General features: G+C 68.8%; 9 protein-coding genes and 2 pseudogenes. 2 read left to right on the top strand and 9 right to left on the bottom strand.

Features of this window, described 5'->3' with window-relative positions; translation table 11 throughout:
• Positions 1 to 2 precede the first annotated feature (2 nt).
• From AD428_RS01875 to AD428_RS01855, 5 genes and pseudogenes are all read right to left on the bottom strand, one after another.
• A pseudogene (locus AD428_RS01875) lies at positions 3 to 907 on the bottom strand (ABC transporter permease).
• An 11-nt stretch (positions 908 to 918) separates the two neighbouring features.
• Positions 919 to 1860: an ABC transporter permease gene (locus tag AD428_RS01870; protein WP_053243954.1), complete on the bottom strand. Its 942-nt coding sequence runs from the start codon at positions 1858 to 1860 to the stop codon at positions 919 to 921.
• A gap of 22 nt (positions 1861 to 1882) precedes the next feature.
• Positions 1883 to 3448: an ABC transporter substrate-binding protein gene (locus tag AD428_RS01865; protein ID WP_053243953.1), complete on the bottom strand. Its 1566-nt coding sequence runs from the start codon at positions 3446 to 3448 to the stop codon at positions 1883 to 1885.
• Between the two features lie 387 nt (positions 3449 to 3835).
• Complete coding sequence (locus AD428_RS01860) at positions 3836 to 5329, bottom strand: CoA-acylating methylmalonate-semialdehyde dehydrogenase (RefSeq protein ID WP_053243952.1); 1494 nt, start codon at positions 5327 to 5329, stop codon at positions 3836 to 3838.
• An 89-nt stretch (positions 5330 to 5418) separates the two neighbouring features.
• Positions 5419 to 6702 carry an aspartate aminotransferase family protein gene (locus AD428_RS01855; protein WP_152967952.1) on the bottom strand — a complete coding sequence of 428 codons (1284 nt, stop codon included), beginning with the start codon at positions 6700 to 6702 and terminating at the stop codon, positions 5419 to 5421.
• Between the two features lie 197 nt (positions 6703 to 6899).
• Here AD428_RS01855 and AD428_RS01850 point away from each other — a divergent pair, with 197 nt between their 5' ends.
• On the top strand, positions 6900 to 8318 hold the full coding sequence (locus AD428_RS01850) for a PLP-dependent aminotransferase family protein (RefSeq protein ID WP_053243950.1): 1419 nt from the start codon (positions 6900 to 6902) through the stop codon (positions 8316 to 8318).
• A gap of 18 nt (positions 8319 to 8336) precedes the next feature.
• On the opposite strand, the gene AD428_RS01845 is transcribed toward AD428_RS01850, so the two are convergent.
• The 4 genes from AD428_RS01845 to AD428_RS01830 form a co-directional block, all read right to left on the bottom strand.
• Positions 8337 to 8822, bottom strand: coding sequence for a dihydrofolate reductase (locus AD428_RS01845; RefSeq protein WP_053243949.1), 486 nt, complete (start codon positions 8820 to 8822; stop codon positions 8337 to 8339).
• Between the two features lie 74 nt (positions 8823 to 8896).
• Positions 8897 to 10960, bottom strand: a complete 2064-nt coding sequence (locus AD428_RS01840; protein ID WP_053243948.1) for a putative bifunctional diguanylate cyclase/phosphodiesterase — start codon at positions 10958 to 10960, stop codon at positions 8897 to 8899.
• Between the two features lie 389 nt (positions 10961 to 11349).
• Positions 11350 to 12321, bottom strand: a complete 972-nt coding sequence (locus AD428_RS01835) for a thymidylate synthase (protein WP_053243947.1) — start codon at positions 12319 to 12321, stop codon at positions 11350 to 11352.
• 101 nt (positions 12322 to 12422) lie between these two features.
• Entirely contained in the window at positions 12423 to 12869 is a 447-nt protein-coding gene (locus tag AD428_RS01830; RefSeq protein ID WP_053243946.1) for an OsmC family protein, read from the bottom strand.
• 115 nt (positions 12870 to 12984) lie between these two features.
• On the opposite strand from AD428_RS01830, the pseudogene AD428_RS01825 reads away from it, so the two are divergent.
• Positions 12985 to 13293: pseudogene (locus AD428_RS01825) on the top strand (demethoxyubiquinone hydroxylase family protein); the annotation flags it as partial.

The following is a 13293-nucleotide window of genomic DNA, read 5'->3' as shown; positions in this document are numbered from 1 at the left end:
CATCAGATCCTGCGTACCATTTTCGGGTCCAGCGCATCGCGCAGGGCGTCGCCGAGGATGTTCACGCTGAGCACGGTCAGCGACAGGAACAGCCCCGGGAAGAGGATCAGGCCGGGCAGCATGCGGAAATACATGCGGCCTTCGGACATGATGTTGCCCCAGGACGCGATCTCGGGCGGGATGCCCGCGCCCAGGAAGCTGAGGATGGCCTCGGTCAGCATGGCCGAGGCGAAGACGTAAGTGCCCTGCACCGTGAGGGGGGCGATGGTGCTGGGCACCATGTGGCGCCACAGCAGCAGCGGCAGCGGCGTGCCCAGCGCCAGGGCCGCCTCCACGTAGGGCTCGCCCCGCACCGACAGGATCTGGCCGCGCACCAGCCGCACCACGCGCGGGATTTCCGGAATGGTGATGGCCACCAGCACCGTGGTGAGGCTGGCGCCGGTCACCGCCACCAGCGCGATGGCCAGCAGGATGCCCGGAATCGCCATGATGGCGTCCATGGTGCGCATGATGAAGCCGTCCAGCGTGCGGAACCAGCCCGCGATCACCCCCACCACCAGGCCGATGGCCACGCTGATGACGGCCGCGCCCAGGCCCGCGATGAGCGAGATGCGCGCGCCGTAGGCCACGCGCGACCAGACATCGCGCCCGAAGGCGTCGGTGCCCAGCAGGTAGCCGGAAAAGGGCGCCTTCAGGCGCGCGCCCGGATTGATCTGCGTGGGATCCACGGTGCCCAGCCAGGGCGCGAACACGGCGATGGCGACGATGGCCAGCAGCACGACCAGCGCCAGCAGCACGGGCACGCTGCGCAGGCCCTGGCGCACCTGGCGCCAGGCGTGGCGTGCGGCGTGCCGGCGCCCGGAAGATCGGCGGCCGCCTGGGCGGCGCCTTCGGTTGGCGTTTGCATCGGCGTTTCCCTCAATACCTGATACGCGGGTCGAACACGGTGTAGGCGCAATCGACAACCAGATTGATGAATACGTACACGAAGGCGAAGAACAGCGTCAGCCCCTGGATGACCGGGTAGTCGCGGGCCAGCACGGCCTCCACCACCAGCCGGCCCAGGCCGGGGATGTTGAACACCGATTCGGTGACCACCACGCCGCTGATGAGCAGCGCCACGCCCACGCCCACCACCGTGGCGATGGGCACGGCCGCGTTGCGCAGCGCGTGACCCAGCAGCACGCCGGTTTCCGTGAGGCCTTTGGAGCGGGCGGTGCGGATGAAGTCTTCGCCCATGACCTCGATGACGCTGGTGCGCGTGATGCGCGCGATGAGCGCCACGTACACGGTGGACAGCGCCAGCGCGGGCAGGATGAGGCGGTGCAGGAAGGGCCAGAAGCCGCGGGCCAGCGGCGTATAGCCCTGCACGTTGAACCAGCCGAGCTTGATGGCGAACACCCAGATGAGCAGGTAGCCGGTCACGAACACCGGCACCGAGAAGCCCAGCACCGAAAAGCCCATGACGGCCCGGTCGAGCAGCCTGCCCTGGCGCCAGGCCGCCAGCACGCCCAGCGGAATCGCCACCAGCAGGGTGAAGGCCAGCGTCAGCACGGCCAGGCTGAGCGAGGGCTCCAGCCGCTGGCCGATGAGCTGCGTGACCGGCACGCCTGACATGAGCGACTTGCCCAGGTCGCCCTGCAGCAGCTTGCCGCCCCAGATGAGGAATTGCCGGGCCACGGGCTGGTCCAGGCCCATGGTCTGGCGGATCTGGGCCACTTGCTCGGGCGTGGCGCCGTCGCCCGCCATGATGATGGCGGGGTCGCCCGGACTGAAACGCAGGATTGCGAAAACCACTACGGCGACCATCACCAGGACAGGGATGGTCGCGAGCAGCCGGCGCAAGACGAATGCCAGCATGGATGACTCCTACGGCTCGCCCTCAGGGGGCTTTCTTCACATTCCAGAACGCGAACACCGGAGCATGCACCAGGCCCGAGAGCTTGGTGGAGTACACGGTGGGCACGGACATCTGGCCCAGGGGCACGTACAGCCCTTCGTCGATGCCGATGCGCTGCACTTCGTCGGCGATCTTCTTCTGCTCGGCAGGGTCGGAGGTCAGCGCCATCCGGGTGCGCAGTTCCTCGATCTGCGGGAAGTCGGGCCAGCCGAACCAGGCGTTGTCGCCGTTGGCCGCGGCCGGGGCCGAGCGCACCGGGTCCATGACGTCGGTGGCGTACCAGTTGGTGTTGTGGATGTTCCAGCCGCCTTCGGCCGGGGGCGCCTTGGAGGCGCGGCGCGTGGCCACGCTCTGCCAGTCCATGGCCGCGAGGTTCACGTTGAAGCCGGCCTTGCGCAGGGCCTGCGCCATGACCACGGGCTGGGCCGAGAGCGTGCCCACGTCGGTGGCGTGCATGAGCAGCACCGGGGTGTTGTCGTAGCCGGCTTCCTTGAGGAGCTGCCTGGCCTTTTCGATGTTGGACGGCACCACCATGTCTTTGCCGATGTCGGATTCCAGCGGCGTGCCGCAGCCCCACAGCGAGGCGCAGGTCTTCCAGTACTTGGGATTGCCCACCAGCGCCTTCATCACGTCTTCCTGGCCGATGGCGTACATGGCGGCCTGGCGGATTTTCTTGTTGTCGAAGGGCGGGTACTTGAAGTTGAAGCGGTACATGGTGAAGTATCCGACCGGGCTGAGGCTTTCTTCCTTCAGGTCGGGGTTGCCTTCCACCATGGGCAGCAGGTCGTAGGGGAACTGCTCGACGAAGTCGATCTCGCCTCCCAGCAGGGCGTTGGCGGTGGTGAGGGCGTCGGGCATCACGTCCCATTCGATCTTGTCCACGTTGACGACCTTGCCGCCGGCCAGCCCGCTGGCCGGCTCCTTGCGCGGCACGTAGTCGGGGTTCTTCACGTACACCGTCTTCACGCCGGGCTTGAACTCGGCGATCTTGAAGGGACCCGAGCCGGTCATGTCGGTCAGCGGCTTGCCGATGGGCTGCTCGGCGATGCGCTTGGGCATCATGAAGGGCGCGGTGCCGGTGGGCTTGGAGAGCGCGCGCAGGGCGAGGTCGGTGGGTTCTTTCATGACGAAGCGGAAGGTCTTGTCGTCGACCGTCTCCAGCTTGTCGGTGAATTTCATGAGCGTGCGGCCCATGACGTCGCCGGCGGCCCAGCGCTTGATGGACGCCACGCAGTCTTCCGCGGTGACGGGCTTGCCGTCATGCCACTTCTGGCCCGGGCGCAGGGTCATGGTGTAGGTCTTGCCGTCGGGCGACACCTCCCACTTTTCCAGCATCTGGGGCTGGATCTTGTTGTCGGCGTCGGTGGCCAGCAGCGTGTCGTAGATCATGTAGCCGTGCCACGTCGTGATATAGGCCGTGGTGGCGTGCGGATCGGTGAGACGAAGCGGCGAATGCATGACGGCCTTGATGACCGTCTCTGCCTGGGCGCCATGGGCCATCAGAAGGGTTGCGCCGGCCAGGGCGGCCGCTCTGACAAACTTCAGCATGAGTGTTCCCCTTGAAGCGGTGTGAGCGGCGGTTGCCGCTACGTCGTTGACGCGCCGCGCCGCGGCGGCGCGCGAGGGTCAGGCGGTAGCGGGCCGGCCGGTGAGAGCCGGACCGCAAGGCGCCATTCTGATACCCGGACGCAAGCGTGTCCATGGTTGTTTTGCCTCGTTGGCCGGCAGGGCGCGGACCGGGGCGGCGCCGGTGAAACCGAACGTTTCATGGCCGGCCCCGCGGCTCTTGCCGCGGGCGCGCCGGCATGCGTGCCGGCCCGGCGTGCGCAAGGGACGGCGGTGCGCCGTGGGGAATACCCGAATGTCCGCCCCGTGGAACGCACGCGGCGCGGCGGGCCGGCCGCGCGAGCGCACCGGGCCCGCGGGGAGCCGGCCTTACTTGGCCACCGGCATGGTGAACTCGGCGCCCTTGGAGATGCTGTCCGGCCAGCGCTGCATGACGCTCTTGTAGCGCGAGTAGAAGCGTATGCCTTCCTCGCCATAGGCGTGGTGGTCGCCGAAGAGCGAGCGTTTCCAGCCGCCGAACGAATGCCAGGCCATGGGCACGGGAATGGGCACGTTGATGCCCACCATGCCCACCTTGATCTGGCGCGCGAAGGCGCGCGCGACGCCGCCGTCGGAAGTGAAGCAGGCCACGCCGTTGGCGAATTCGTGCGCGTTGACGAGGTCCACCGCCGAGGCGAAGTCGGGCACGCGCACCACGCACAGCACCGGCCCGAAGATCTCTTCGCGGTAGATGTTCATGTGGGGCTTCACGTTGTCGAACAGCGTGCCGCCCAGGAAGAAGCCCTTTTCGTTGCCCGGCACCTGCAGGCCGCGGCCGTCGACCACCAGGTGCGCGCCCGCGGCGATGCCGTCCTCGATGTAGCCCATGACCTTGTTGCGGTGCTGCGCGGTGACGAGCGGGCCCATCTCGGCGTCGGGCTGCATGCCGTCTTTGACGACCAGCGCCTGCACGCGCGGCTTGAGGCGCTCGATGACCTTGTCGGCCACGTCGCCCACCGCCACGGCCACGGAAATGGCCATGCAGCGCTCGCCCGCCGAGCCGTAGGCCGCGCCCATGAGCGCGTCCGTCACCTGGTCGAGGTTGGCGTCGGGCATCACCACCAGGTGGTTCTTCGCGCCGCCCAGCGCCTGCACGCGCTTGCCGCGGCGCGTGCCCTCGGCGTAGATATATTGCGCGATGGGCGTGGAACCCACGAAAGACAGGGCCTCCACCTCGGGGTGGGCGATGAGCGCGTCCACCGCCTGCTTGTCGCCCTGCACGACGTTGAACACGCCGTCGGGCAGCCCCGCTTCGCGCAGCAGCTCGGCCAGGCGCAGCGAGACGGAAGGATCGCGCTCCGAAGGCTTGAGCACGAAGGTGTTGCCGCAGGCGATGGCCACCGGGAACATCCAGCACGGCACCATCATGGGGAAGTTGAACGGGGTGATGCCGGCCACCACGCCCAGCGGCTGGCGCATGCTCCAGTTGTCGATGCCGCCGCCGATCTGCTCGGTGTACTGGCCCTTGAGCAGGTGCGGAATGCCGCAGGCGAACTCCACCACCTCGATGCCGCGGGTCACTTCGCCCAGGGCGTCGGAAAACACCTTGCCGTGCTCGCGCGTGATGAGCGCGGCCAGCTCGTCCTGGTGCTTGTCCAGCAGCGCCTTGAAGTTGAACAGCACGCGCGCGCGCTTGAGCGCCGGCGTTTCGGACCAGGCGGGAAAGGCCGCGCGGGCGGCCGCCACGGCCAGGTCCACTTCTTCGGCCCCGCCCAGGCAGATCGAGGAGACGACCTCGCCCGTGGCCGGGTTGAAGCCCTCGGTGTAGCGGTTGCTGCGGCCTTCGTGGGGCTGGCCGTTGATGAAATGCGTGATTTTCTTCATGAATGCAAAAGCTCGATGCGGGAGTTCGATGGACGCGCCGCCGCGCGGCGGCGCGTTTCCTGCCGGGGCCGGCTCAGGGCGTGTTCACCCTAAGCCACTTCCTTGAGCACCTTGCCGATGCCCTCGAAGATCTGGCCGATCTGGTTTTCGTCGACGATGAGCGGAGGCGACACCGCGAGGATGTCGCCCGTGTAGCGCACCATGAGGCCGGTGTCGAAGCATTTCTGGAAGGCTTCGGCGGCGCGCGCGCCCGGGGCGCCTTCGCGCGGCGACAGCTCGATGCCGGCCACCAGGCCGATGTTGCGCACGTCGATGACGTGCGGCGCGCCCTTGAGGCTGTGGGCGGCTTCCTCGAACGGGGCCGACAGCTTGCGGGCGCGGGCGAACAGGTCTTCGCGGCGGTAGATGTCCAGCGTGGCGAGCACGGCGGCGGCGGCCAGCGGGTGGGCCGAGTAGGTGTAGCCGTGGAAGAACTCGATGCCGCCTTGCGGTCCGTTGACGATGGCGTCATGCACTTCGCGGCGCACCGCGACGGCGCCGGCCGGAACGGCGGCGTTGCTCACGCCCTTGGCCATGGTGATGAGGTCGGGCGTTACGCCGAAATAGGCCGCGGCGGTGGCCTCGCCCAGGCGGCCGTACGCGGTGATGACTTCGTCGAAGATCAGCAGAATGCCGTGGCGGGCGGTGATTTCGCGCAGTTTTTCGAGATAGCCCTTGGGCGGGACGAGCACGCCGGTGGAGCCGGCCATGGGCTCGACGATCACGGCCGCGATGGTGGAGGCGTCGTGCAGGGCGATGATGCGTTCCAGCTCGTCGGCCAGGTGCGCGCCCCACTCGGGCTGGCCGCGCGTGAAGGCGTTGTGTTCCAGGCTGTGGGTGTGCGGCAGGTGGTCCACGGCCGGCAGCAGCGCGCCGGAGAAGGTCTTGCGGTTGGGCGAGATGCCGCCCACGGAAATGCCGCCGAAGCCCACGCCGTGGTAGCCGCGCTCGCGCCCGATGAGGCGGGTGCGCTGCGCCTCGCCGCGCGCGCGGTGGTAGGCCAGGGCGATCTTCAGCGCGGTGTCCACCGATTCGGAGCCCGAATTGGTGAAGAACACGCGGTCCAGGCCCTGCGGCATCAGGCCGGCCACGGCGGTGGCGGCCTCGAAGGCCAGCGGGTGGCCGAGCTGGAACCCCGGCGCGTAGTCCATGACGCCGGCCTGGCTGGCGATGGCGGAGACGATTTCTTCGCGGCAGTGGCCGGCGTTCACGCACCACAGGCCGGCCGTGCCGTCCAGGATCTGGCGGCCGTCGAAAGACGTGTAGTACATGCCCTTGGCCGAGGCCAGCAGGCGGGGGTTCGCCTTGAACTGCCGGTTGGCGGTAAAGGGCATCCAGAGGTGGGACAGGTCGGGCAGTTTGGCAGCGCTCATGGGGAGACTCCGGAGGAAAAGAAACGCCGCTGCGCGGAAAGGGGCGGGCGGCGCGATCAAACCGATTCTCGGACGTCCACGAGCGAATGAAAATATACAATTGCCGCAAAACGGGCTAACTGTATAGTTGCAATCATGACAACTGTATAGATTCATCCATGATCGATTTCCAGCCCGACCGCGCGCGCGGGCAGGCGCCCACCCTGGTGGAGCAGCTGGTGGCCGCCGTGCAGCGCGCCATCGAAACGCAGGCCCTGCGGCCCGGCATGGCGCTGCCGTCGGTGCGCGAATTCGCGCGGCAGTACGCGGTGAGCACGTTCACGGTGGCCAGCGCCTACAGCCGCCTGGTGTCGCAAGGCTGGCTGACGGCCCGCCCGGGCGCGGGCTATCGCGTGGCCGCGCCCGAAACGCCCGCGCGCCGCGCCGAGCCGCTGTCCTGGGAGCCGCCCCGGCTGAACGACAGCTGGCTGCTTTCGGATATCTTCGCGGACCACTCCATCCCCATCAAATCGGGCTGCGGCTGGCTGCCGGGCGAATGGCTGAACGAAGAAGGCCTGCACATGGCCCTGCGCCACCTGGGGCGGGTGCCGGCCATGCGCATCGCCAATTATGGCCATCCCTACGGCTACGCGCCGCTGCGCGAAACCATCGCCGCCGGGCTGGCGGCCCATGGCATGGAGGTGGACGCCTCCCAGGTGCTGCTGACGCAAGGGGTGACGCATGGCCTGGACACGGTGATCCGCACGCTGCTGCGGCCCGGCGACACGGTGCTGGTGGAGCAGCCCGCCTACGCGAACCTGCTGCAGATGCTGCGGCTGGCCGGCATGCGCACCGTGGCCGTGCCGCGCGGCGCCGAAGGGCTGGACTGCGAGGCGCTGGAGCGCGCCGCCGCGCTGCACCGCCCGCGCGCGCTGTTCATCAACACCGCCTTGCAGAACCCCTCGGGCGCAAGCATCGGCATGGCCAACGCCTTCCGCATCCTGCAGGCCGCCGAGCGCCACGGCCTGTGGGTGGTCGAGGACGACATCTCGCGCGAGCTGGCCACCGGCCTCACGCCCATGCTGGCCGCTCTGGACGGCAGCCGGCGCGTGGTCTACCTGGGCGGCTATTCCAAGGTCATCAGCCCTTCGGTGCGGGTGGGCTATGTGGTGGCGCACCGCGACCTGGTGCGCGACATCGCGCGCACCAAGATGGCGGTGGGCTTGACCACGCCCGAGATCATGGAGCGCATCGTGCACCAGGTGATCCGCGAGGGCCGCTACCGGGCCCACATCGAGCGCACGCGCGAGCGGCTCGGGCAGGCCCATGCCGCGGTGGCGCGGCACATGGACGAGCTCGGCTTCGAGATCTGCGCGCGCCCCGGGGCGGGGCTCTTCCTGTGGGCCAAGGTGGGCGGAACCTGGCGCGAACGCGGCGCCAACGGCCTGGCCGAGCTGGCGCTCAAGGACGGCATCTGGCTGGCGCCGGGGTCTTACTTCGAGGCATCGGAGGCCGACACGCCCTGGGTGCGGTTCAACGTGGCGTACTCGGAGGCGCCGGAACTATGGCGGTTCATGCGCAACGCGGGCGCGGCCTGAGGCCCGGCGCCGCGCCGTTCAGGCGCGTTCGTAGGTGACGAAATCGTAGGCGTAGCCGTTCTCGGGCGGCTGGGGGGCGCGCGCGGTTTCCTTCCACTGGAATGACGGCAGGAGCGGAAAGAACGCGTCGCCCTCGACCTCGGCATGCACTTCGGTCGCGAGCACGCGCCGGGCGCGGGGCAGGGCCTGGGCGTAGATCTGGGCGCCGCCGATGACATAGGCTTCGGCATCCTGGGCGCACGCGGCCAGCGCGGCGTCCAGCGATTCCACCACCGTGGCGCCCTCGGCCCGCAGGCCGGCGTTGCGGCTGATGACGATGTTGCGGCGGCCCGGCAGCGGGCGGCCCAGCGAGTCCCAGGTCTTGCGGCCCATGATGATGGGATGGCCCAGCGTGCTGCGCTTGAAATGCGCCAGGTCGCCCGGCAGCTTCCAGGGCAGCGCGTTGTCGCGTCCGATGACGCGGTTGTCGGAATAGGCGACGATGAGGGTCAGGCTGGCGGGCATGCGGGCAATGAAACGCGGGAATGGAATGTCGTGGAAGGGGAGGCGGGCCTCCGCTTCCGTAAGCGTAGCAAATCCTAGCCGCCTACCTGCTCCATGAACTCGCTGGCGGGCATGGGCTTGCCCAGCAGGAAGCCCTGCAGCGAGTTGCAGCCCAGCCCGGTCAGGAACTTCTGCTGCGCCGCGGTTTCCACGCCCTCGGCCACGATGCGCAGGTTGAGCTGCTGGGCCAGCGCCACGATGGCCGAGACGATGGCGGCGTCTTCGTTGTCGTTGTCGAGCTGGTTGACGAAGCCCCGGTCGATCTTGAGTTCCGTGGCCGGCAGGCGCTTCAGGTACAGCAGGCTGGAATAGCCGGTGCCGAAGTCGTCGATGGATATGGTCACGCCCAGGCCGGACAGCCGCTTGAGCACGGCCATGCTGGCCTCGGCGTCGCGCATGGCGGTGGATTCGGTGACTTCCAGCGTGAGGCAGGCAGGGGGCACGCGGTGGCGCGCCAGCGCCGCGCTGACGGTGTCGACGAGGCCCGAATGGGCGAACTGCAGCGACGACAGATTGACCGCGACGGTCCAGTTCGGCTGCCCCGCGTCGATCCACTCGCGCATCTGGCGGCAGGCTTCGTTGATGACCCAGTCGCCGATCGCCAGGATCAGCCCGGTTTTCTCCGCGATGGGAATGAATACGTCGGGAGCGACCAGTCCGCGCGCGGGGTGGTTCCAGCGCAGCAGCGCCTCGGCGCCGATGATGGGGCCGGCCGGCGCCTGGAATTTCGGCTGGTAGTGCAGCACGAACTGTTTGCGTTCCAGCGCCAGGCGCAGATCGTGCAGCAGCTCGATCTGTTCGTGCGCGTCGGCGTTCATGGAGGGCTCGAAGAAGCTGTAGCCGGTGCCGCCCAGGCGCTTGGCGTGGTACATGGCCGCGTCGGCATTGGTGAGCAGGGCGTGCGTGTCCTCGCCGTCGTTGGGATAGATGGCGATGCCCACGCTGGACGTCACCATGACTTCGTGCCCATAGACGTTGACGGGCCTGGCGATGGTGTCGATCAGGCGGTCGGCCACGTTGGCGGCGTCGGTGGGCTCGGCCACCTCGCTCAGCACGATGAACTCGTCGCCGCCCAGCCGCGCCACGGTGTCCTGCGTGCGCAGCGCCTGGCGGATGCGCTGCGACAGTTCGATGAGCAGGGCGTCGCCCGTGTGGTGGCCGTAGGCGTCGTTGACGGCCTTGAAGCCGTCCAGGTCGAAGAACAGCACCGCGAAATGGCCCCTGCGGCGGCTGGCGCTTTCGATGGCCTGCTCCAGCCGGTCTTCGAGCAGGATGCGGTTGGGCAGCTTGGTGAGCGTATCGTGCAGGGCCAGCTGCACCAGCTCTTCGTTGGCCTCGGCCAGCGAGGAGGCCAGCGCCGAGGTGCGGGCTTCCAGGCGGTTGTCCAGCACGGCCACCACCAGCGCGATGGCCAGCACGCCCAGCGTGATGGCCGTGACCGCGATGGCCAGCCAGCCGGCCGACATGCCGCTGCCGGCCGCCAGGCACACGCTGCCGGGCGGAAAGCCGGCGGCCTCCATGCCGGTGTAGTGCATGCCCACGATGGCCAGCCCCATCACGCCGGCGGCCAGCGCGCGCGACAGCGCCATGCGGGGGCGGTCGTGCCGCAGGCTGTACGTGATCCAAAGCGCCGCGCCCGAGGCCGCCACCGCGATGACGACGGACAGCGCGAACCAGAGCGGGTCGTATTCGATGCCCGGCTGCATGCGCATCGCCGTCATGCCTACATAGTGCATGGCGGCGATGCCGGCGCCCATGAGCAGCGCCCCGCCGACCAGGCGCACGCGCGACAGGTGCTCGCGCGTGACAGTGCGCAGGGCGTAGGCGGAGCAGGCCACCGCGATCAGCATGGACAGCACGGTGAGGGCGGGGTCGTAGCCCAGCGGAATGGGCAGGCTGAATGCCAGCATGCCCACGAAATGCATCGACCAGATGCCCAGCCCCATGGCGAAGGCGCCGCCGATCAGCCAGCAGCGCGCCACGGGCAGGTTGCCCGCCGCGCGCACCCGGTTGGCCATGCCCAGCGCGGTGTAAGAGGCCAGGACTGCCACTCCGAGGGAGACGAGGACAAGGGAAGGGTTGTATGTTCCAGCGAGCATTTTGGGATCCTGTCCTGAGCGTGTCGATCGACGCGCCCGCCTCAATTCATATCAGTCTGTCGTCAATAGTTGCAAATCGGTTCCGCGCATGCCGCGCTCCCGGCGCGGGCGGGAGGGGAGTCGGGTCGTGCTGGTGGCGAGGGGAAGTGATCGGCTGCGGGGACAGGCGGACGGCGGCGCTGGCCGTCCGGTCCGCCGCGGGCAGGGGACGGCGCATGTCGGGCCGTTCCGACGCCGCGGACGTTGCGCGCATCCGCAGCCAACAAGGCATGGGTTATACAAAAAAGCGGCTCCCAAAAGCTCACCAATGTTCACAGGCGGTTCACATGCGTCTTGTGGCAGCGGTGTGTGCCCTGCCGCGCGCGATGCGGGGCGCGGCGGGCGGGCTCTCATACCGCCATGGCGGCCGTCAGCGGGGCATGGTGCCGGTAGCCCGCCAGGGAGAAGTCGGAAGGCTCCACCCGTTCCAGCCATTGCGGTTCGTAGCGGCCGGTGACCGCGAAATCCGGAATGCGGTCGGACAGCACGAGCGTGGGCGCGGGGTAGGGCTCGCGCTGCAATTGCTCGCGCAGCATGGGCAGGTGGTTTTCGTAGATGTGCGCATCGCCGATGAAGTACGTGAACCAGCGCGGCGTGTAGCCCGTCAGGCGCCCCACCAGGTGCAGCAGCGCCGCGCCTTCGGTGAGATTGAAGGGCGTGCCCAGGCCCACGTCGTTGGAGCGGATGTACAGGCACAGCGAGATTTCGCGCGTGGCCGCGTTGGGCAGGAACTGGTAGAGCAGGTGGCACGGCGGCAGCGCCATTTCCTCGATCTGCGCCCAGTTCCAGCCGTGGAACAGGATGCGGCGGTCGCCCGGGCGTTCGTGGATGGTGTCCAGGCACTGGCGCAGCTGGTCCACCGCCTTGTAGAGCAGCACCTTGGGCGCGCCGTCGTCGTCCAGCTCGGCGACCTTGGCGTAGCCGCGGGAGAGGGCGTCGGCGATCTGCGCGGCGGCGCCGGCGTCCAGCATCTTGTAGGCGGGCCACTGGCGCCATTGCACGCCGTAGACGGGGCCGAGGTCGTCGGGCCCTTCGCGGTACGGGTTGGCCAGCCATTGCGCGTTCTCGTTGGCGTTCTGGTCCCAGACCTTGCAGCCCAGTTCGCGGAAGCCGGCGGCGCTGCGCGTGGCGCGCAGAAAGCCCACCAGCTCGCCGATGGCGGACTTGAAGGCCAGCTTCTTGGTGGTGACGGCGGGAAAACCTTGCTGCAGATCGAAACGCAGGCAGGCGCCGGGCAGGCTCAGCGTGCGGATGCCGGTGCGGTTCTCTTGCCAGGAGCCGGTGTCGAGAATGGCTTGAACGAGATCCAGATATTGTTTCATGGCAGTCTAGGGAGGCGCGTCCGGGGCAGCGCAACGGGGGCGGCGCGCGGGCGCCGCGCCGCGCTCGGGTAAGGAGGGTGGCATTACACCACGCCGCCCGCCTATGCCGCCGTCGCCGCCTCGGCCTGGGTGTCCACGATGTCGACCGAGAAGCTCAGCTCGGCGGTTTTCTCGAGCATGGCCGAGGCCGAGCAGTACTTCTCGTGCGAAAGCTGCACCGCGCGCTCCACCGCCGCCCGGGGCAGGTTGCGGCCGGTGACGGTGAACGCGAAATGGATGCGGGTGAACACCTTGGGATCGGTTTCGGCGCGCTCGGCCTGCAGCTTCACGCTGCAGCCGGTGACGGCATGCCGCCCGCGCTTGAGGATGAGCACCACGTCATAGGCCGTGCAGCCGCCGGTGCCGGCCAGCAGCATCTCCATGGGGCGGGGCGCCAGGTTGTGGCCGCCGCCGTCCACGGCGCCGTCCATCACGGCCACGTGGCCGCTGCCGGTGCTGGCGGTAAAGAGCATGCCCGAGGGGCCGCCCCAGTCTATCGTGCATTCCATGTCGGTGAGTCCTTGTGCTTGAGCGCGGTCAATGGCTGATGATACCTGTTGCGTACAATTCCCGGCACCAGATTATCCCGTTGCGCGGCGGCGCGCGCCCGCCTCAGGAGTACCCATGTCCGCCAGTTCTTCCGCCCATGTCCCGGCCCCGGGCAGCCCCGCTTCCGCAGGCCCCGCCGCCTTCCTGCGCCGGTCCGGTCCCCTGGACGCGCTGCTGGCCGAAGCGGACCGCGCCCTGCGGGTGCTTTCGGGCAGCGCCACGGCGGGCCGGCCGAATCCGGCCACGGCGCAGGAGGCGCCCCGATGCGCTCAGCCCGGAGGAAAAACGCCACGCCGCCGGGCTGATGCGCGTCAACCACGTCGGCGAGGTCTGCGCGCAGGCGCTGTATCGCGGCCAGGCGGCGGTGTGCCGCGAGCCGGCGGC

The sequence above is a fragment of the Achromobacter sp. DMS1 genome (genome assembly GCF_001270295.1).
The sequence above is the reverse complement of the archived record's forward strand: the minus strand, read 5'-3'. Positions and strand labels throughout refer to the sequence as shown.

Bases quoted from the DNA above. Each gene is read 5' to 3' on its own strand.
- AD428_RS01870 (WP_053243954.1), bottom strand. From the start codon at position 1,860: ATGCTGGCATTCGTCTTGCGCCGGCTGCTCGCGACCATCCCTGTCCTG.
- AD428_RS01865 (WP_053243953.1), bottom strand. From the start codon at position 3,448: ATGCTGAAGTTTGTCAGAGCGGCCGCCCTGGCCGGCGCAACCCTTCTG.
- AD428_RS01860 (WP_053243952.1), bottom strand. From the start codon at position 5,329: ATGAAGAAAATCACGCATTTCATCAACGGCCAGCCCCACGAAGGCCGC.
- AD428_RS01855 (WP_152967952.1), bottom strand. From the start codon at position 6,702: ATGCCCTTTACCGCCAACCGGCAGTTCAAGGCGAACCCCCGCCTGCTG.
- AD428_RS01850 (WP_053243950.1), top strand. From the start codon at position 6,900: ATGATCGATTTCCAGCCCGACCGCGCGCGCGGGCAGGCGCCCACCCTG.
- AD428_RS01845 (WP_053243949.1), bottom strand. From the start codon at position 8,822: ATGCCCGCCAGCCTGACCCTCATCGTCGCCTATTCCGACAACCGCGTC.
- AD428_RS01840 (WP_053243948.1), bottom strand. From the start codon at position 10,960: ATGCTCGCTGGAACATACAACCCTTCCCTTGTCCTCGTCTCCCTCGGA.
- AD428_RS01835 (WP_053243947.1), bottom strand. From the start codon at position 12,321: ATGAAACAATATCTGGATCTCGTTCAAGCCATTCTCGACACCGGCTCC.
- AD428_RS01830 (WP_053243946.1), bottom strand. From the start codon at position 12,869: ATGGAATGCACGATAGACTGGGGCGGCCCCTCGGGCATGCTCTTTACC.